We start from the raw sequence: 17917 nt of genomic DNA, 5'->3' as shown, positions 1-17917 counted from the left end.
CGCAGCCGCGTCCGCCCGGGTCCCTCACGTGAGCAGCAGCTTGTCGAGCCGGCGTCGCACGAGCACGAGTCCGCCGACGCACATCAGCACGAGGTAGACCACCGAGACGGCACTGGCCCACGTGATGGAGCCCGTCGTGAGCTCACGACAGAGGACCACCCCGCGGTAGAGCGGGGTCGCCTCCACCACCCACTGCAGCCAGCCCGGGAAGACCGTGAGCGGGAAGAAGGTGGCCGAGAAGAGGAACATCGGCAGCTGGGCGAGGGTGATCTTGTCGAAGTCCTGCCAGCTCTTCATGTAGGTCGTCAGGCCCATGCAGACCGCGCTGAACGCGAAGCCGATCAGCAGCGCGGCCGGCAGCGCCAGCAGCGCCCACCACGAGCTGACCAGTCCCATCGCCGCCATCACGAGCAGGAAGCCGGCGGAGTAGGTGCCACCGCGCAGCTGGCCCCAGGTGATCTCGCCGCGGGCGATGTCGGCGGTCGTCAGCGGCGTGGCGAGCATCTGGTCGTAGAGCTTCTCGTACTTCAGCTTGAAGAAGACGTTGAAGGTCGAGTCCATGAGCGCACCGTTGAACGCGGAGACGGCGAGCATCCCGGGAGCGACGAAGGCGGCGTAGGCGATCGGCTCCCCGTTGAACTCGAACCCGTCGACCAGCGCCCCCACGCCGATGCCGATGGAGAAGAGGTAGAAGACGGGCTCGAGGAACCCGGTGAGGAAGAGCTTCCAGTGGTGGCGGTAGGTCGTGTAGTTGCGCAGCACCAGGACCTGGAGCGCCTCGGTGGCGCTCAGGGGCGTGACCGGCTTGAGGTCGGTCATCAGCTCACCAGCCGCTTCGTCAGGCCCGACACCGACCAGAACCAGCCGACGACGAGCAGGGCCACCAGCACCGCGACGTTGATCGCGGCGACCGGCCCGTCGACGACCCCGACCGAGAACATCCGCGAGAGGTTGACGCCGTGCCACAGCGGGGTGATCCGGGCGACCCACGCCCCGGCGTCGCCGAGGTTGGTCACCGGGAAGAACGCCCCGGAGAACAGGAAGAGCGGGAAGATGCCGAGCCGGAAGAGGACGCCGAACCCGGCCTCGTCCTTGAGCCGGGCGCTCCAGCCGTAGACCAGGCTCGCGAAGACCATGCCGACCAGCAGCTGGGCGCCGTAGGCCGCGAACGGGCCCCACCACGTCGCGAAGACGCCGAACGGGGCGAGCACGAGCATGAAGACACCGCACGTCGTGGCGAGCCGGAACAGCACGAACATCAGGTGGCCCGAGACCAGGTGGGCCGGCTCGAGCGGCGTCGCGAGCTGGGCGTAGTAGGTCTTGTGCCACTTGATCGCGCCCATGACGGGGTAGGTCACCTCGCCGACCGCGGTCTGCATCGCGTGGGCCGCGACCAGGCCCGGCACCACGAAGGCGAGATAGCTGGTCGCGCCCTCGAGCTGGTCGGGGTCGCCGGCGATGAAGCCGCCGAGCAGCACGCCCATCGCGAGGACGTACATGACCGGACTGAGGAAGCTGCTGACGACCGAGGCCTTCCAGGTCCGCTTGTAGACGGTCAGCCAGTAGTCGAGCTGGCGACCGAGTCCCTCGCGGATGGACAGGCCGGGCGCGGTGGAGACGGCGGCCATCAGTCGACCAGCGTCCGGCCGGTGAGGCGGAGGAAGACGTCCTCGAGCGTGGAGCGGCGCACGAGCACCGCGACCGGGGTCAGGCCGCGCTCGTGGGTCTTGGCGATGACCTCCTCGCCGTCGTGGCTGTAGACGAGCAGCCGGTCGGGCAGGACCTCGACCCGGTCACCGAGGTCGGCGAGCTTCTCGGCCAGCGCCTCGTGCTCGCCGATGCCGAAGCGGAGCTCGGCCACCTCGCGGGTGGAGTGGTGCTCGATCAGCTCGCGCGGGCTGCCCTCGGCCACGATGAGTCCCTTGTCCATGACCACGAGCCGGTCGCACAGCTGCTCCGCCTCGTCCATGTAGTGGGTCGTGATCACGAGGGTGACGCCGGCCTGCTTCAGCCGGAAGAGCTGGTCCCAGAGCACGTGGCGGGCCTGCGGGTCCAAACCCGTCGTCGGCTCGTCGAGGAGCAGCAGGTCGGGGCTGTTGACGAGGCTGCGCGCGATGGTCAGCCGGCGCTTCATGCCGCCGGAGAGGTCCTCGACGCGCGATCGGCGCTTGTCGGTGAGGTTGACGAACTCCAGCAGCTCCTCGCTGCGCTCGCGGACGGTCGCCTTGTCGATGCCGAAGTAGCGGCCGTAGATGTAGAGGTTGTCGAACACGTTGAGCTCGTTGTCGAGCGTGTCCTCCTGGGGGCAGACGCCCAGGCGGCCGCGGATCGAGGGACCGTCGGTCGCCGGGTCGAGACCGAGGATCCGCAGCTCGCCGCCGCTCACCGGCGAGACCGCCGCGATCATCCGCATCGTCGAGGACTTGCCGGCGCCGTTGGGGCCGAGGAAGCCGAAGGCCTCGCCCCGTCGTACGTCGACGTCGATGCCCTTGACGGCCTCGAAGTCGCCGAACGACTTGCGCAGGCCCCGGGCCGAGATCATCGCGTCAGTCACGATGGTCGATCCTAGGCAGTGCCACCGACAGACTCATCCGGATATCGGGGCGGGGGCGTCTCGGTCACGAGCCATACCGGTCGAACGGTGCCCGGCAGGTGCACGGTGGTGGGAAGGCGTCGTCGTCACTCGGGTCGCCGTCGGCGCATCCGCGACCGAGAGGAAGAGTGACATGATCGCGTTCTACCGCACGGGGGAGATCGCCAGCGGCCGGCTGACCGAGGCCGTGACCTTCGCCAAGGAGGTGGCCGGCTACGTCGAGCAGACCACCGGCGTCGCCGTCGGGGTGGCCCTGCCCGTCGGGGGCAACCCCAACCGGGTCGGCTGGTCGGCGACCTACGACGACCTCGCCGGGCTCGAGACGATGACGCAGAAGCTGATGGCCGACCCGAAGTACATGGAGCTGGTCACGAGCAACTCCGCCCACTTCATCGAGGGCTCGATCCGCGACGAGATCTGGAGCACCGTCTGAGCGGTTACCGGCGCGATCTCGCCGTCCGGCGGACGTAGCGGCGCGCAGCCCACGCGAGCAGCCTGCTGTCGCTCGTACGGCGCAGCGCGGCCTTCTGGAGCCCGAAACCGGCGGCCCGCACCGAGCTCCCGGCGACCTCGGCAGGCGTCGGAAGCCTCCCCTCGCGCTCCTCGAACGCGCGACGGTAGCGCCGGAAGAGGCCGCCGTGCGCCAGGGCGACGGCGGCCAGCACCGACTCCGCCGCCTCGAGGAGCTCGGCCTCGGTGACGACGTCGAAGGGCGGCGAGCCCGTCGTCGGTGCCAGCGGGACGAGGTCCCCGAGGTCGCCGACGACCCGCACACCGCGGGCCTCCAGGTCTGCCACCAGGCGGCCGGCCCGATCGCACGCCCAGGCCGAGTGCTCGGGCGGCAGTCGCAGCGGCCGCGACCCCGCGGACGCCGTGCGCGGGCGGATCGCGGCCTCGACGACGAAGCGGTACTGCTCGGTGTTGAGCGGACCGAGCACGCGAGGGTTGAGGCGCCGGATCACCTCCAGCTCCGCCGCCCCGAACGACACGTTCCGTCGCCGCGGCTCCTCGCGGTCCCACAACGGCACCGGCAGGTCGACGGCCTCGCCGAAGCGTTCGAGGAGGACCCGCCCGGGCGCCCCCGCAGGCGGCACCGTCACCAGGGTCACCCGGTCGACCGGGACCACGCTGGTCCAGGCGTCGAGGACCCGCAGCGGGTCGTGGCGCACCCAGAACGCCGTCGCGGACGGCACCTGCGACCGCTCGGGCTCACGGACGGCGGCGATGTAGTCGCGCCACGAGGTCGTGCCACCCGTCACCACGTCCTGCTGCCACGCGGACACCACCGTGCGACCGAGGTCGCGCAGCCCGACCACGACGTGCACCCGGTGTCCGGCCAGGCTGCGCACCACCCGGCGGACGTGCCGGGGCCGCGCCAGGCCGAGCTCCTCCTCCGAGACCACGACCGACCGCCCCTCGTAGGGCGCCACCTCCTCGACCAGCTGGTTGAAGGCGCCGGCGACCCGACCGGCGTCGTCGCCCTTCACCCGCTGGCCCAGCAGGTCGTACGCCGCCAGCCGGTGCGCCCGGTGGCGGCCGCCCGGGTAGAGCACGCCGGCGTCGGCGAGCGCGTCGGCGTGGGAGTCGAGGGCAGCCTGGATCGACGTCGTCCCGGTCTTGGGGAGACCCACGTGGAGGTGGACGTCGACCATGACCCGCAGCCTCGGCGAACCGGGGCGTCACGGCATGGGGCTGGAGTCCCGGACGGGCCGGGAAGGTCACGGGGGCCGGACGGGTCAGCCGGTGCGGCGCCGCGTGACCAACCACCAGAGGGTCAGCACGCCCGACATCGCCAACCCGGTCAGCATCAGCGCCGCGGCCAGTCCCCGGATGATCAGGAGGGCACGGACGTCCCCGCCGGACACGACCAGCAGGAGGTTCGTGGTGACCCCGATGGCCCAGAAGAGCGCGGTCAGGAGCCAGGCCCGTTTGACGATCAGTCCGGTCATGGCCCGAGGCTAGCGACCCGCGACGCTCAGACCTGCGATCGCAGGACGTCCACCTCGCAGCCCGGGGCGAAGGGGTCGAACCCGTGCTCCATCAACCAGCGGATCGCCGTCAGGCTGCGCAAGGACCACCAGCCCCGGACCGCGTCGAGGTCGACGTCGGCGCCGTAGCCGGCCAGGACGTCCTCGAGGTGCTCCCGGTGGCCCATCGTCAGCACCGCGAGGTCGTAGGCCGGGTCGCCCCGTCCCGCCTCGGACCAGTCGAGCACGCCCGTGACCTCGTCGTCCTCGACGACGAAGACGTGGGAGCACTGGAGGTCGCCGTGGGTGAAGGCGGGCTCGTGGGGACGCAACGCGCGCTCGGCGAGGCCACGGTTGTGGTCGACGAGGTCGGCGGGAAGCACCTCGTACGAGACGAGCCAGTCGCACTCGCCCGCCAGCGCCTCGCCCCGCGTCGAGCCCCGTCGCGACGGCCACGGCGGCAGCGGGGCGTCGTGCAGGGAGCGGACCGCCGCGCCGGCGGCCCGCCACGCTGCGGCCGACGCCGTCGAGGGCTCCCCCAGCCGTGCGATCGCGCGTCCGGGCAGTGCGGCGAGCGCCAGGACGGGCGGCGTGCGCCACAGCACCCGAACGGTCGGCACTGGGGCGAGCGCCATCGACTCGACCTCGCGGTCGGCCTGGTCCGCGTCGCCGTCGACCTTGAGGAAGACGTCACCGACCCGCAGCGTGGCGCGCTCCCGGTGGGCCACCACCACCTCGACGTCGTCGGCCACCACGTCACTCCACCAGGTGCCGGTGCTCGCGTGTCCAGGTCGCCCGCGCCCGGAGGTCCTCCAGCAGCCCCTGCCTCACCCACGACGCCCACGGCTCGATGCCCTGGTCCGCCAGCCACAGCACCCGCTCGACGGTCTTCTGCTGGCGCTCGACCACCCGGTCGACGAAGCCGACCCCACTCGCGCCGTACGCCGCCAGCAGCTCGCGCACGCGCGCGGCCCGGTCCGGCGGTGCCGGGAACCCGTGGTCGTCCGCCGCGACCTCGTCGGGCCGGAAGGGGGCAAAGGTGTCGGCGAGGTAGGCGACGTCGTCCATCGCGGGCCCGGGCGACGCGTGGTCCCAGTCGATCAGGCCGACCGCCTCGCCGTCGCGCCACACGAAGTTCCACGGTGCCGGGTCGCCGTGGCAGACCACGTCGGCGCCCGGGACCGGTGGGAACGCCCACTCGACCCGGGCCGGCGGCTCGAAGGTGCGGGTCGCGTCGTGGACGCGCCGGAGCAACCGGGCCGCCGACTCCAGCCCCTCGGTGCTCCACTGGTGCGGCATCGCGTCGCCGCCGCAGTCGCCCTCGAGATAGGTGACCGCCTCGACGTCGTCACGCACGCCGACGGGCTCGGGCACGCACTCCAGTCCCTGCTCGCGCAGGTGGGTGAGCAGGGCGTGCACCGCCCCGGTCCACGGCCGGACAGGGCGCAGGACGAGGCCGTCGGTGACCGTCACCGCTCCCCCGACCAGCCGCCACCGCGTCCGCATGGGCGGAGCATGCCTCAGATCGGCGCTCATCGCAGCCGGTCGTAGAGGGCGCTGTCCGCCCAGCCCGCGCCGTCGTGCCCCGGACCCGAGAGCCGCTCGGTGCCGACGTGCTCGAATCCGGCGCTCTCGGCGAGGCGCCGCGACGCGGCGTTGCCGACCGAGGTCAGGAGATAGAGCCGGCGCGCGCCGAACCCGCCGTCGGCACGCGTCCGCAGCAGCCAGCCGCAGGCCAGGTCCAGCCCGGTCGCCATCGCCCCGGTCCCACGCCCCGCGGGCAGCGACCAGTAGCCGAGCTGGGCGGTCACGTCGTCCCCGCTGCCCTCGAAGTCGAAGACGCCGAGGCTGCCGAGCGGTCGGTCCGTGGCGGCGTCGGCCACGCACCAGCCGACCCGACGCCCCTCCGCGTGGGCGAGCCGGACGAGGAGCAGGTAGTCCGGGGCGTCCTCGAGGGTGCGCGGCAGCGGGGTCGCGGGGATCCAGGCCCGCACGAGCGGGTCGTTGCCGGCCTCGACCAGCGAGGGCAGGTCGTCGTCACGCCACGGCCGCAGCCGCACCCCGTCCTGCTCCAGCACGGGCGGCTCGTACCACGGCGTCGAGGGGGTCCGGTCGTCGCCGCGGACGAGCCAGCCGGTCCACGCGTCGCGCCGCTCGCCGCGCTGGGGCAGCAGCCGCGGCACGGTCGCACCGAAGGTGAAGCCGAGGTTCCAGACCGTGCGCCGCGACGCCCAGTTGCCGACGAAAGCCTTCCAGGTCACGACCTCCACGCCCTGGGTGTCGAAGCCCCAGTCGAGCAGCAGGTCGAGCGCCCGTCGCATCGCACCGGCGCCCCGGACGTCCGGGTGGAGCCCGAAGCCGAGCTCCCCCTCGCCGCCGCCCTTCATCCGGAGGTCGACGGTGCCGCCGAACCGGCCCCCGACCTCGATCGCGAAGGCGTAGGTCGTGTCGTCGGCCCACGCCGAGGGGATCGCCCGTGTCAGCCAGTCACGGCCGTCCGCCTCGTCGTACGGAGTGGGGACGGTCGTCCAGGCCAGCGACTCGTCGTCGCGGCACTGCTCGACCACGCGCGACAGGTCGTCGATCGTGTGGGCGCGCAGGGTGACCACGCCGTCGGTCAGCACGGGCACGTCGTCGGGGAAGCGCATGCCGCCATCCAATCCGAGCCGACCGGGAGGGCCAACCGACTTTCGGGCGAGCCGGGCTGTCGGTGGCGGCTGGCAGGATGACCGGGTGCCCGACAGAGCGGCGGCCCTCGACCGTTTCAGCGCGCCCACCCGCGAGTGGTTCAGCGCTGCCTTCGCCGAGCCGACGACCGCCCAGGCCGGCGCGTGGGAGGCGATCAGCCACGGGCGCCACGCCCTCGTCGTCGCCCCGACCGGGTCGGGCAAGACGCTCAGCGCCTTCCTCTGGAGCCTCGACCAGCTCGTCACCCGAGAGCAGCCGCCGAAGGCCGAGCGCTGCCGCGTCCTCTACGTCTCGCCGCTCAAGGCGCTCGCGGTCGACGTCGAGCGCAACCTGCGCGCACCCCTCGCCGGGATCCGCCACACGGCCGAGCGGCTCGGGGAGAAGCTCCCCGACGTGACCGTCGGACTCCGCTCCGGCGACACCTCGGCGGCTGACCGCCGCAAGCTGACGACCGCCCCGCCCGACGTCCTGATCACGACGCCCGAGTCGCTGTTCCTGATGCTGACCAGCCAGGCCCGCGAGACGCTGCGCAGCGTCGAGACGGTGATCGTCGACGAGGTCCACGCGGTCGCCGGCACCAAGCGCGGCGCCCACCTCGCGCTCAGCCTCGAGCGGCTCGACCACCTGCTCCCCCGGCCCGCCCAGCGGATCGGCCTCTCCGCGACCGTCCGCCCGACCGAGGAGGTCGCCCGGTTCCTGGGCGGCCAGGCGCCAGTCGAGATCGTCTCCCCGCCGAGCGAGAAGGCGTGGGACCTGAAGGTCGTCGTCCCGGTCGAGGACATGACGGCGCCGGAGGACTACGACGACAGCGCCGACGACGAGGGCCGGGACCCCGATCGGTCGCAGTCGATCTGGCCCCACGTCGAGGAGCAGGTCGCCGACCTCGTCGAGGCCCACCGCTCGACGATCGTCTTCGCCAACAGTCGCCGGCTCGCCGAGCGGCTGACCTCGCGGCTCAACGAGATCGCGGCCGACCGCGCCGGCGTCGAGCTCGACGGCGACGGCACGCCGCCCGCGGAGATCATGGCCCAGTCCGGGCGGTCGGGCGGCGCGGCTCCGGTGATGGCGAAGGCCCACCACGGCTCGGTGTCGAAGGAGCAGCGCGCCCTCATCGAGGACGACCTCAAGCGCGGCCGGCTCCCGGCGGTGGTCGCGACCAGCAGCCTCGAGCTCGGCATCGACATGGGCGCGGTCGACCTCGTCGTCCAGATCGAGTCGCCACCGAGCGTCGCCAGCGCCCTCCAGCGGGTCGGCCGGGCCGGCCACCAGGTCGGCGAGACCAGCCGCGGCGTCCTCTTCCCCAAGCACCGCGGCGACCTCGCCCAGACCGCCGTGGCGGTCCAGCGGATGCGTGACGGCGCGATCGAGTCGCTCCGCGTCCCGACCAACCCGCTCGACGTGCTCGCCCAGCAGGTCGTCGCGATGTGCGCGCTCGACGCCTGGGACGTCGACGAGCTGTTCGCGCTCGTACGCCGCAGCGCGGCCTTCACCACGCTCCCACGCAGCGCCTACGACGCGACCCTCGACCTGCTCGCGGGGCGCTACCCCTCCGACGAGTTCGCCGAGCTCCGGCCCCGGCTGGTCTGGGACCGGGTCAACGGCGAGCTCACCGGCCGTCCCGGTGCCCAGCGCCTGGCCGTGACCAGTGGCGGCACCATCCCCGACCGCGGCCTCTTCGGCGTCTTCCTCGTCGGCGAGGGCACCGGTCGCCGGGTGGGCGAGCTCGACGAGGAGATGGTCTACGAGTCCCGCGTCGGCGACGTCTTCACCCTCGGCACCACGAGCTGGCGGATCGAGGACATCACCCACGACCGGGTCCTGGTCTCCCCCGCCCCCGGCATTCCCGGGCGGCTCCCCTTCTGGAAGGGCGACTCGCTCGGGCGCCCGGCCGAGCTCGGGGAGGCGGTCGGTGCCTTCACCCGCGAGCTCGCCTCGATGACGGAGAAGAAGGCGGTCGCCGAGGCGCGCAGCCACGGGCTCGACGACTACGCCGCCACCAACCTGGTCCGCTACCTCTCCGAGCAGGTCGAGGCGACCCGGACGCTGCCGAGCGACGTCTCGGTGCTGGTCGAGCGGTTCCGCGACGAGCTCGGCGACTGGCGGCTGGTCGTCCACTCCCCCTACGGCACGCCTGTCCACGCCCCGTGGGCGTTGGCGATCAACGCCCGGCTGCGTGAGCGCTTCGGCATCGACGGCCAGGCGGTCGCGAGCGACGACGGCATCGTCGTGCGGGTGCCCGACACCGAGGCGGAGCCGCCGACGGGCGAAGTGGTCGCCTTCGACCCCGAGGAGATCGAGGAGATCGTCACCACCGAGGTCGGCGGGAGCGCGCTGTTCGCGAGCCGCTTCCGCGAGTGCGCTGCCCGGGCCCTGCTGCTGCCCCGGCGCGACCCCGGCCGCCGCAGCCCGCTGTGGCAGCAGCGGCAGCGCTCGGCCCAGCTGCTCGAGGTCGCCTCCAAGTACCCCTCGTTCCCGATCGTCCTCGAGGCGGTCCGCGAGTGCCTCCAGGACGTCTACGACCTGCCGGGCCTCGTCAGCCTGATGAAGCGGGTCGACACCCGTGAGGTGTCGATCGTCGACGTCGCCACGGCCCAGCCGTCGCCCTACGCGCGGACCTTGCTCTTCGGCTACGTCGCCCAGTTCGTCTACGAGGGCGACTCCCCGTTGGCGGAGCGTCGGGCCGCGGCCCTCAGCCTCGACCAGGGCCTGCTCGCCGAGCTGCTCGGCCGCGCCGAGCTCCGCGAGCTGCTCGACCCCGAGGTGCTCGCCGAGGTCGAGGCCGAGCTCCAGCGGCTCGCCCCCGACCGCAAGGTCCGCGATGCCGAGGGGGTCGCCGACCTGCTCCGGCTCCTCGGACCGCTGTCGACGGCCGAGGTGGCCGAGCGCAGCACGACCCCCGACGACGTCACGGGCTGGCTCGCCACGCTCACGGGGGCGCGGCGGGCGGTCGAGGTCCGGGTCGCCGGCGAGGAGCGGTGGGCGGTGGTCGAGGACGTCGGCCGGCTCCGCGACGGCCTCGGCGTGCCCGTCCCACCCGGCACCCCCGAGGTCTTCACCGAGGACATCGACGACCCGCTCGGCGACCTCATCGCCCGCCACGCCCGCACCCACGGCCCCTTCACGGCCGCGGAGGTCGCCACGCGCCTCGGGCTCGGCGAGGCCGTGGTCCGCCACACCCTCCAGCGGCTCGGTGCCCAGGGCCGCGTCCTCGACGGCGAGTTCCGTCCGTCGGGCGCCGGCACCGAGTGGTGCGACGCCGAGGTGCTCCGCCGGCTCCGTCGTCGGTCGCTCGCCCGCCTGCGCCAGGAGATCGAGCCGGTCGAGCAGTCCGCGCTCGCCCGCTTCCAGACGGCGTGGCAGCACATCACCGGCTCCGGCAAGGGCGGACGCCAGCGCGGCGTCGACGGCGTGCTCACGGCGATCGGCCAGCTCGCCGGCTGCCCCGTGCCGGCCAGTGCGCTGGAGAGCCTGGTGCTCCCCGCCCGTGTCCGCGACTACGAGCCGGCGATGCTCGACGAGCTGACCAGCGCCGGCGAGGTCGTGTGGTCGGGTCACGGCACGCTGCCGGGCTCCGATGGCTGGGTGAGCCTCCACCTCGCCGACCAGGCGCCGCTGACGCTCCCCGAACACGCGCCCTTCGACCACTCCGAGCTCCACCAGGCGGTGCTCGAGGCGCTCGAGCCCGGCGGAGCGTGGTTCTTCCGCCAGCTCCAGCGGGCCGTCGACGGGAGGGTCGACTCGATGCCGACCGACGACGCGCTCGCCGGCGTCCTGTGGGACCTCGTCTGGGCAGGCCGGATCGGCAACGACACGCTCGCCCCGCTCCGCGCCCTGGTCGGCAACCGCGGCAGTCACCGCCAGCGACGCCCCGGCCCCCGCGTCGTCCGTACGGGTCCACCGCACGTCGCGGGCCGGTGGGCGGTGCTCCCCGAGCCCGACACCGATCCGACGCGTCGCGCCCACGCGGCCGCCGAGCGGCTCCTCGACCGCCACGGCGTGGTGACCCGCGGCGCCGTCCAGAGCGAGCGCACCCCCGGCGGGTTCGCCGCGGTCTACAAGGTCCTCTCCCTCTTCGAGGAGTCCGGCCGCTGCCGGCGCGGCTACTTCGTCGACGGCCTCGGCGCCGCCCAGTTCGGCACCGCGGGTGCCGTCGACCGGCTCCGCACCTTCTCCGAGGTCGACCTCGACCAGCCGCGGGTCGCCGTCGCTCTCGCGGCCACTGACCCGGCGAACCCCTACGGCGCCGCGCTGGTCTGGCCGGAGACCACGTCCGAGGGCGGCCACCGGCCGGGCCGCAAGGCCGGCGCCCTGGTCGTGCTGGTCGACGGCCAGCTGGTCCTCTACGTCGAGCGCGGCGGCAAGACGTTGCTGACCTGGGCCGACGAGCCCGAGCTGCTGGCGCCCGCGGCCCAGGCGCTCGCCGACGCGGCCCGGCGTGGCCAGCTCGGCCGGCTCACGGTCGAGAAGGCCGACGGCGCGCAGGTCCTCGGCAGTGGTCCCACACCGCTGCGCGAGGCGCTCGCCGAGGCCGGCTTCGCCACCACGCCGCGGGGGCTCCGGCTCCGTGCCTGAGGGTGACGCCGTCGTCCGCACGGCCCGGCGGCTCGACCGCGTCCTGCAGGGCAGGACGCTGACGGCGACCGACTTCCGCGTGCCCCGGTTCGCCGTGGCCGACCTCTCCGGCGGCCTCGTCACCGGCACCCACACCCGCGGCAAGCACCTGCTGACCCGGATCGAACTCCCCGATCGGCAGTGGACGCTCCACACCCACCTCAAGATGGAGGGCAGCTGGCGCGACTTCGCCCCCGGCCAGCGCTGGAGCAAGCCGTGGCACACCGCCCGCGTCGTGCTCACCACCGCGGAACGGGTGGCGGTCGGCTTCTCCCTCGGCGTGGTCGAGCTGCTGCCCCGCGATCGCGAGGAGAGCGTGACCGACCATCTCGGCCCCGACGTCCTCGGCGACGACTGGGACGCCGCAGAGGCGGTGCGCCGCCTCTCCGACCTGCCTGCTGACCTAGACGTCCGCGACGCGCTCCTCGAGCAGCGCTGCCTCGCCGGGGTCGGCACGATGTGGGCCGCCGAGGCCCTGTTCGCCACCCGCGTCCATCCGCGCACCCCGGTCGGTGAGGTGGCCGATCTCGAGGCGGTCGTCACGAAGGCCCAGGAGCTGATGGCGAAGGCCGTCCGACGCCGCCCGACGACCACCTACGTCTACGGCCGTCGTGGCCAGCCCTGCCCCCGTTGTCGCACCCCGATCCGCACCGCGAAGACGGGTCCGCTCGGCAAGGAGCGGCCCGCCTACTGGTGCCCCGTGTGCCAGGCGGAGCCGCGCGACTCCTGAGCGCCCCCTTCGCGTGCCGATAGGCTCCGCTGGACTGCAGCGGGGTCAGGGGCGGGGTGGTGTTCGTCGTCTGCCGGCGGTGGCCGGGGTGACGTCCACGGTGCCGGTGTGGTCGCGGAGGAACTGGTAGCCGTGGGGTGATGTCCACAGGTAGGTGCCGGGTTCGATGGTGGTATAGCTCCACGCGGCGTGGGTCTTGAGCCGGTGATGGGATCGGCACAGGGGTGCGATCTCGCAGGTGCAGGTGGGGCCGCCGGTGCCGTCGGGTGTCCAGGACCGGACGTGGTCGCAGTCGCAGGACCGGGCGGGTCGGGTGCACCACGGGAACACGCAGTGCTGGTCACGCAGGGCGATGTGCTCGCGGATCCGGTCGGGGACCTCGTAGGCGTCGACGTGGACGTGGTCGGCAAGGTTGATCATCGGCTTCACCACGACCTGGGCGTCGGGGTTGCCGCACCACTCCCTGATCGTCTCGACCGTGACCGGGGTCCGGGTGGACTCGCACCGCCCCACGGTGTGGCCGGCCTCCCCGCGCAGCGCGGCGTCGGTCAGCGCGACCATCAGCACCATCTTCTGCTTCGGCTTCCGATTCCGGGTCGGAGGAGGGGCAGCACAGGCGTCACCGGTGGTCGAGCCTGTCGAGACCTCATCGCCGGTGGTCTCGGACTCGAAGTCGAGGGTGGGCTGGCGTCGCCCGAGACTCCCGGCGGCCATGGAGCGGCGCACGTCGAGTGATTCGGTGCAGCCGAGGTCGGCCAGTTCCTCGGCACCTTCACGGATGGCGTCCTCGAGGTCGAAGGCGTCGATCAGGTCGAGCTCGCCGGTGACCTGGGCGGTGCCGTTGAAGGATGGCTGGTCGGTGTGGATGTCGAAGCAGCGCCGGTCTTCGGCATCGCGCCGCTCCTGCTCTGCGGTCTCGGGCATGTGCCGGGCGACGGCCTCGTCCACGAGCCGGTCGAGCTGTGAGACCCGGATCCTCCCCGCCACCGCGGCGACATGGGCGTCGACGAAGGCCGCGGCTTGCATCGACAGCTGCCGGCCGATGGTGGCGTCCGCGACCCGGCGCGCCCGCCACGCCTGCACCGTCCCGGTCAGCACCTGCTCCCACAACCGCGGCAACCGGTAACGCAGCTCCAGGGCGTGCCCGAGGTAGTACTTCCCCGCCTCCGGTGTCATGCCGACCGCGGCACCGAACTCCGCCACACTGAACTCCGCCACCAGCGGCGCACCGGGTCCGGCGAGCCCGACCGGTGCCTCTCCGCCGCTGCGGAGGCGGTAGCGCTCGGAGTCCTCGGGCCACTCGGCGGGATGGATGACCGCCCACTGCACCGCCGCCTCCAGGAGCCGGACCTCGGCCTGGTCGGCCAACGCCCGCTGGCCCCGCACGAACGCCAGCACACCCCGAGCATCGTCAGGAACCTGACGGCTCCCGGACCAGGCTTCGGCGGTGGTGGACATGAGTCCATTCAAGCCGGACCCACTGACAAGTCCGGCCCGAAATCAAGCTCCCCGACCGGCCTGTGGAAAACCGCACTGTCATGCCGATGAGCGGTCATGCGAATGGCAAGCAAAGCCGTATCCCAGACCCCTAGTCTTCGCAAGCATGAGGGACTTCCGGAAGAAGTGGGCGCTCGCCCCGGCGTGGTTGCGGATCTGGTGCATCGTCGCCGTGCCCCTGGCGCCACTGGCTGTCGCTGCAACCTTCATTGCCAACTACAACGGATCCGTTCCCATCTGGGTCGGTCTGGGCAGCGCGGTGTTGTGCCTCACGCCGTGGGGAGTGTTGAGCCAAGCGCCTTGGGACGGCACGCAGAGTTGAGGTGCCGGGCGGACTGTTCGCTCATGCCGCTGTCAGTACGGCAGAACTTCGCTGGCTACAGCACCCGGACGTCAGTGAGGGCGACCTTCCCGGTTGAGCTCACCTCGAACTCGGCAGTGAGGTCACTGGGACTCTCCTCGGTGGTCCACAGCGGCACACACCCCCACGCGGAGCCGTTCGAGCCGTGCTGCAACTCGCTTGCGGGGTGCGACCAGATCTCCTCCGGCTGACGAATCAGCTCCGCGCCCCCGTGACCGTAGTTCTCCACCCAGGTCAGCAGTGCCGGCCGCTCCCCGCGAGCGAGCGCGTCTAGCTCATCGCGCAGTGCGGGACGGATCTCGTTCGGGATGGTCACGAGATGACGCTAGCCCGACGCGAGCCGTGACCGCTCATGCCGCTGAGCGGATGGCGGCACAGCGTTCGCTCATGCCGCTGAGCGGATGGCGGCACAGCGTTCGCTCATGCCGCTGTCAGTACGCCATAGCGCGACATCATCCGGCCGACTCCGTGCCCCTCGCCACGCGCACGTAGCAGGCAGCACTGGAACCGGCCATGGCTGCACCAAGCAAGCCGGCAATGAGCGCGAGCACGAGCACCTCCTCCGGCTCGAGTGCCGCGTACAGCACGAAGAAGAGGGCCACCATGAGGCCCACCTGCGTGGCCCGTGGAATACCCGTCGCGCTGCGCTTCCCACCGAGCTCGCGGGTGCCTGATCGAGACATTGCCCACCCGGCGGCAAGCGCGGCACCTATGCCAACCGCAGGGATGGCGCATCTCAAGGCGAAGCTCTGAACCGAGGCGTAGCCGAAGGCGACATACGCCGACGCGAGTGCAAGCGACCCGAGGATGAGGAACGCGAAGCGCCCCCGGATCTCATCGAGTTGCTGGGCGAGCGCGTACGGGTCGGACATGTCCCGATGTTGGCACATAGCGTGACCGCTCATGCCGCTGAGTGCGCGGTCGTGCCGATGAGCGGTTGGTCGCCGGCGTGGGAAGGTATCAACGTGGAGAACGTCGCGGTGAGAGCTGAGACCCAGGAGGGCGAGCATGAAGCCACCGTGGTGGTCACGCTGGAGGGGTCCTCTTGGCAGGTGAACATCCGGGCCGATCCCAGTGATTGGGAGCGTTTGACCTCCGTGTCGGACACGGACTGGAGTAGACGCCGCGCCGTGCGTCTCGGGTCGGTTGAAGGGTCCGCCGTGTGGTGGCACCTCTCCGACGATGTTCTCCACCTGAACGTCGGTGATGGTGGCCCAGAGGCGTCGGACCTGGCCTTCGTTGTTCCGCTATCGGCTCTCCGGGACGTGCGGGCCCTGGTCGCCGCCGTTGATGATGACTGGGGCTAGCGGGGCTCAGCGAGAAGTCCGCTCACGCCGGTGCTGTCAGTTCGGCATCGCGTGCTCGCTCACCCCCGCGATCCGCTAGCTCGCAGCATTGTGCGGGTAGTCACCACCCCATGTCCCGCGAGACCTCTTCACGTGCTGCGTCAATCTGTTCCTGCGTGACACCGGGGATGTCCGTCTCGTGTTCCAGCCGCGTGAGCAGGTCAACGAGGGCCTGCTTCTCTGCCGGATGCTGTGTCGGGACAGCATCCAGGTCGACCGTCATCAGCCAGTGGAGGAGGACGACGGCGTCTGACCGCCACAGCGAGATCGGCACGGTGGGCAACGACGGATCCATGCCGCGCATCATCCACCGAACGCGCTCCCGCCGATGAGCGGGCGTGCTGTCAGGATGGCCGGATGGACGTGCAGTGGCCCGCTGAGGATGAACTGGCTGAACGCCTGCAGGTCATTCGCCTTGCCGCCAAGCACCTCGTTGGCGTGAACGTCTACGAGCACGCTCTTGTGGATCTGCTGCAGCTTCTCCAGTCGGACCGGCTTCCCCACTCGACGGCAGTCGATGCCTTGCTGAAGCTGGTCAGGGACTGGGACTGGGGAGCGGTCGAATTGCTGGAGTTCTCGATGCGGTCGCTGCAGTGGCCTGAGGTCCGCGAGGCGCTTGCCGCCCACGCCGCCCACGGTGATGACCCCCGCACTCGCGACCTTGCGCAGCAAGTACTGCAGGTGTTCGAACCGGAGTGGCCCGACGGCGAGATTTACCGCACCTACCGGCCCCAGTCCTGACTGCAAGCTCATGCCACTACCTGAAGGCGAATCTGCTGACGGCAAGGGCGCTACTTTGCTGACTCCCACCAGTCGAAAATGCGGTCGATGAAGTTGGTGGTCACGAGCCACGGCTCCAAGCCAAAGTGGTCTGTAGCTCGTTTCGCAGGTACTCGGCGACCTCGTAGCGATTGTCTCCCCGGAGCAGGTGCGACATCAGCGGGTCGCGGATGCAGTCGTACTCGTCCACAGGACTTGGCCCATCGTGCCCGTCGTCCGGCTCGAACACCCCTAAGGGGTCCCACTCGTTCAACAGGGCGCGCAGTTCGAGTTGCGCCCGCCGCGCCCAGTCCGCGTCGTGATGCACCCGGCGAGGGTACAGAGGCCGTGACCGCTCATGCTGCTCACAGGTGCGCTTTTCGGAGGTCGCCGCCCGTGATGGGCGGCGCCTCCTGGGGCCTGGCCCGACTCGAACGGTGCCGTCATCCTTGGGTTCAGGGACGCCCAGTACCAGCGCCGGGCGTTGAGCAGGCTGACCTACAACGGTACGGGAGCAGAAGGGGCGACGTCTCCTACGCCGGATCATCTTCTCGGTCCGAGCACGTCAGTTGACTGCACGCTCATGCCGCTCTCACTGCGGCGGGGACTCAGGCCCCTGTCGGGCCGCCTTGCGTGATGCTGCACCCGCAAGAATCAGACCGCCCAGAGCGAGAACCAGTCCGATCGCCGTGAACACCCTCATGGTCCCGTCATCGGCAACGATGAAGATCACCACGAAAAAGACGGCAGCGAGCGCGCTGAAGAGGGCGACCTGCCTCGCTGCCTTCGAGGTGGATGACACTCGTTTCCCCTCTAATTCGGTTGGCACACGTGCCCAGGAGCATGTCACGCCGGATCTCGCGCGTGACCGCTCATGCCGCTGAGCGGATGGCGGCGTGCCTTGGACGGATGGGTCAGACGCCGAACTTGTGGTGGGCGTCGAGGTCGGTCAGTCGGTTCAACTGGGCAGCCACTCGGGACGCTCGGGACGGGTCAGAGAGTCGTCCCTCGAGGTTGCTCAGGACCCACGTGGCTTGCTCAGCGAGGGGCACCTCAACAGACAGAGGTGCGTGCTCGAACGCAGCGCGCACGAGAGCGGCGTCGTGCCAACCGCCGCCCCAAGCGCGGCACGAGAGGTCGATGAACCATGCACCGCCGGTCCTGGTGAGCCGCACGGACATGTCGCCGTTCACTAGTCGCAGGGCAGCGTCTTGAGTGGATGCCGGGGCTGGCGAGTCGGCGAAGGCGTAGTCACGGGTCGCGAGCTCGTGCGCCAGGATCTCAAGAGACTCCGGCAACTCGTGCATGGGTCTGACAGTGCCACAACTGCCCGGTGACGAGCCGCTCATGCCGCGTAGCGTGCGC

General features: G+C 71.5%; 20 protein-coding genes. 6 read left to right on the top strand and 14 right to left on the bottom strand.

What is annotated here, in order from left to right:
* Window positions 1-24: 24 nt before the first annotated feature.
* The 3 genes from ABD091_RS18545 to ABD091_RS18535 are packed head-to-tail and all read right to left on the bottom strand — an operon-like array spanning window position 25 to window position 2554.
* Window positions 25-819: an ABC transporter permease gene (locus ABD091_RS18545; RefSeq protein ID WP_343921401.1), complete on the bottom strand. Its 795-nt coding sequence runs from the start codon at window positions 817-819 to the stop codon at window positions 25-27.
* Window positions 819-1628: an ABC transporter permease gene (locus ABD091_RS18540; RefSeq protein ID WP_343921399.1), complete on the bottom strand. Its 810-nt coding sequence runs from the start codon at window positions 1626-1628 to the stop codon at window positions 819-821. Before ABD091_RS18540 ends, ABD091_RS18545 begins: the two co-directional genes overlap by 1 nt.
* On the bottom strand, window positions 1628-2554 hold the full coding sequence (locus tag ABD091_RS18535) for an ABC transporter ATP-binding protein (protein WP_425571494.1): 927 nt from the start codon (window positions 2552-2554) through the stop codon (window positions 1628-1630). Before ABD091_RS18535 ends, ABD091_RS18540 begins: the two co-directional genes overlap by 1 nt.
* 172 nt (window positions 2555-2726) lie before the next feature.
* Here ABD091_RS18535 and ABD091_RS18530 point away from each other — a divergent pair, with 172 nt between their 5' ends.
* Window positions 2727-3026, top strand: coding sequence for a hypothetical protein (locus ABD091_RS18530; RefSeq protein ID WP_343921396.1), 300 nt, complete (start codon window positions 2727-2729; stop codon window positions 3024-3026).
* Window positions 3027-3030: 4 nt separating this feature from the next.
* Here the strand turns inward: ABD091_RS18530 and ABD091_RS18525 are convergent, their stop codons facing one another.
* The 5 genes from ABD091_RS18525 to ABD091_RS18505 all read right to left on the bottom strand — a co-directional run bounded on the left by ABD091_RS18525 (window position 3031) and on the right by ABD091_RS18505 (window position 7208).
* A complete protein-coding gene (locus tag ABD091_RS18525) occupies window positions 3031-4245 on the bottom strand; it encodes a hypothetical protein (protein ID WP_343921394.1) in 1215 nt (404 codons plus the stop codon).
* Window positions 4246-4329: 84 nt separating this feature from the next.
* The gene (locus ABD091_RS18520; RefSeq protein ID WP_343921392.1) at window positions 4330-4542 is read right to left on the bottom strand and encodes a hypothetical protein; all 213 of its coding nucleotides are present in this window, start codon (window positions 4540-4542) and stop codon (window positions 4330-4332) included.
* A 26-nt stretch (window positions 4543-4568) separates the two neighbouring features.
* Entirely contained in the window at window positions 4569-5312 is a 744-nt protein-coding gene (locus ABD091_RS18515) for an aminoglycoside phosphotransferase family protein (protein ID WP_343921390.1), read from the bottom strand.
* 4 nt (window positions 5313-5316) lie between these two features.
* Window positions 5317-6066, bottom strand: a complete 750-nt coding sequence (locus tag ABD091_RS18510) for a phosphotransferase enzyme family protein (RefSeq protein ID WP_343921388.1) — start codon at window positions 6064-6066, stop codon at window positions 5317-5319.
* A 26-nt stretch (window positions 6067-6092) separates the two neighbouring features.
* Window positions 6093-7208, bottom strand: coding sequence for a GNAT family N-acetyltransferase (locus ABD091_RS18505; protein WP_343921386.1), 1116 nt, complete (start codon window positions 7206-7208; stop codon window positions 6093-6095).
* A gap of 85 nt (window positions 7209-7293) precedes the next feature.
* Between ABD091_RS18505 and ABD091_RS18500 the strand changes: the two genes are divergently transcribed.
* Window positions 7294-11820, top strand: coding sequence for an ATP-dependent helicase (locus tag ABD091_RS18500; RefSeq protein ID WP_343921384.1), 4527 nt, complete (start codon window positions 7294-7296; stop codon window positions 11818-11820).
* A complete protein-coding gene (locus ABD091_RS18495; RefSeq protein WP_343921382.1) occupies window positions 11813-12589 on the top strand; it encodes a DNA-formamidopyrimidine glycosylase family protein in 777 nt (258 codons plus the stop codon). The genes ABD091_RS18500 and ABD091_RS18495 overlap by 8 nt, the downstream gene beginning before the upstream one ends.
* A gap of 45 nt (window positions 12590-12634) precedes the next feature.
* Here ABD091_RS18495 and ABD091_RS18490 read toward each other — a convergent pair whose 3' ends face one another.
* Window positions 12635-13987 (bottom strand): HNH endonuclease signature motif containing protein, encoded by a 1353-nt coding sequence (locus tag ABD091_RS18490; protein WP_343921380.1) that lies wholly within the window; start codon window positions 13985-13987, stop codon window positions 12635-12637.
* Between the two features lie 205 nt (window positions 13988-14192).
* Between ABD091_RS18490 and ABD091_RS18485 the strand changes: the two genes are divergently transcribed.
* Window positions 14193-14408, top strand: coding sequence for a hypothetical protein (locus ABD091_RS18485; protein WP_343921378.1), 216 nt, complete (start codon window positions 14193-14195; stop codon window positions 14406-14408).
* A gap of 55 nt (window positions 14409-14463) precedes the next feature.
* Here ABD091_RS18485 and ABD091_RS18480 read toward each other — a convergent pair whose 3' ends face one another.
* Complete coding sequence (locus ABD091_RS18480) at window positions 14464-14763, bottom strand: DUF7668 domain-containing protein (protein WP_343921376.1); 300 nt, start codon at window positions 14761-14763, stop codon at window positions 14464-14466.
* A gap of 136 nt (window positions 14764-14899) precedes the next feature.
* On the bottom strand, window positions 14900-15319 hold the full coding sequence (locus tag ABD091_RS18475; protein ID WP_343921374.1) for a hypothetical protein: 420 nt from the start codon (window positions 15317-15319) through the stop codon (window positions 14900-14902).
* A 21-nt stretch (window positions 15320-15340) separates the two neighbouring features.
* Here ABD091_RS18475 and ABD091_RS18470 point away from each other — a divergent pair, with 21 nt between their 5' ends.
* Window positions 15341-15754: a hypothetical protein gene (locus tag ABD091_RS18470; RefSeq protein ID WP_343921372.1), complete on the top strand. Its 414-nt coding sequence runs from the start codon at window positions 15341-15343 to the stop codon at window positions 15752-15754.
* 100 nt (window positions 15755-15854) lie between these two features.
* On the opposite strand, the gene ABD091_RS18465 is transcribed toward ABD091_RS18470, so the two are convergent.
* Window positions 15855-16088, bottom strand: a complete 234-nt coding sequence (locus ABD091_RS18465) for a hypothetical protein (protein ID WP_343921370.1) — start codon at window positions 16086-16088, stop codon at window positions 15855-15857.
* 62 nt (window positions 16089-16150) lie between these two features.
* Here ABD091_RS18465 and ABD091_RS18460 point away from each other — a divergent pair, with 62 nt between their 5' ends.
* Complete coding sequence (locus ABD091_RS18460; protein WP_343921368.1) at window positions 16151-16534, top strand: hypothetical protein; 384 nt, start codon at window positions 16151-16153, stop codon at window positions 16532-16534.
* A gap of 100 nt (window positions 16535-16634) precedes the next feature.
* Here ABD091_RS18460 and ABD091_RS18455 read toward each other — a convergent pair whose 3' ends face one another.
* Both ABD091_RS18455 and ABD091_RS18450 read right to left on the bottom strand, forming a co-directional pair.
* Window positions 16635-16880: a hypothetical protein gene (locus tag ABD091_RS18455; protein ID WP_343921366.1), complete on the bottom strand. Its 246-nt coding sequence runs from the start codon at window positions 16878-16880 to the stop codon at window positions 16635-16637.
* A gap of 586 nt (window positions 16881-17466) precedes the next feature.
* Window positions 17467-17859, bottom strand: coding sequence for a hypothetical protein (locus tag ABD091_RS18450; RefSeq protein ID WP_343921364.1), 393 nt, complete (start codon window positions 17857-17859; stop codon window positions 17467-17469).
* Window positions 17860-17917 lie beyond the last annotated feature (58 nt).

This window comes from Nocardioides aestuarii (genome assembly GCF_039527245.1).
Taxonomy (GTDB): domain Bacteria; phylum Actinomycetota; class Actinomycetes; order Propionibacteriales; family Nocardioidaceae; genus Nocardioides; species Nocardioides aestuarii.
This window is presented reverse-complemented; position numbering and strand designations above follow the sequence as displayed.

What these genes read in the sequence shown, in the direction of transcription:
- ABD091_RS18545 (WP_343921401.1), bottom strand. Translation starts at nt 819, where the DNA reads ATGACCGACCTCAAGCCGGTCACGCCCCTGAGCGCCACCGAGGCGCTC.
- ABD091_RS18540 (WP_343921399.1), bottom strand. Translation starts at nt 1,628, where the DNA reads ATGGCCGCCGTCTCCACCGCGCCCGGCCTGTCCATCCGCGAGGGACTC.
- ABD091_RS18530 (WP_343921396.1), top strand. Translation starts at nt 2,727, where the DNA reads ATGATCGCGTTCTACCGCACGGGGGAGATCGCCAGCGGCCGGCTGACC.
- ABD091_RS18525 (WP_343921394.1), bottom strand. Translation starts at nt 4,245, where the DNA reads ATGGTCGACGTCCACCTCCACGTGGGTCTCCCCAAGACCGGGACGACG.
- ABD091_RS18520 (WP_343921392.1), bottom strand. Translation starts at nt 4,542, where the DNA reads ATGACCGGACTGATCGTCAAACGGGCCTGGCTCCTGACCGCGCTCTTC.
- ABD091_RS18510 (WP_343921388.1), bottom strand. Translation starts at nt 6,066, where the DNA reads ATGCGGACGCGGTGGCGGCTGGTCGGGGGAGCGGTGACGGTCACCGAC.
- ABD091_RS18505 (WP_343921386.1), bottom strand. Translation starts at nt 7,208, where the DNA reads ATGCGCTTCCCCGACGACGTGCCCGTGCTGACCGACGGCGTGGTCACC.
- ABD091_RS18485 (WP_343921378.1), top strand. Translation starts at nt 14,193, where the DNA reads ATGAGGGACTTCCGGAAGAAGTGGGCGCTCGCCCCGGCGTGGTTGCGG.
- ABD091_RS18475 (WP_343921374.1), bottom strand. Translation starts at nt 15,319, where the DNA reads ATGTCCGACCCGTACGCGCTCGCCCAGCAACTCGATGAGATCCGGGGG.
- ABD091_RS18465 (WP_343921370.1), bottom strand. Translation starts at nt 16,088, where the DNA reads ATGGATCCGTCGTTGCCCACCGTGCCGATCTCGCTGTGGCGGTCAGAC.
- ABD091_RS18460 (WP_343921368.1), top strand. Translation starts at nt 16,151, where the DNA reads ATGGACGTGCAGTGGCCCGCTGAGGATGAACTGGCTGAACGCCTGCAG.
- ABD091_RS18450 (WP_343921364.1), bottom strand. Translation starts at nt 17,859, where the DNA reads ATGCACGAGTTGCCGGAGTCTCTTGAGATCCTGGCGCACGAGCTCGCG.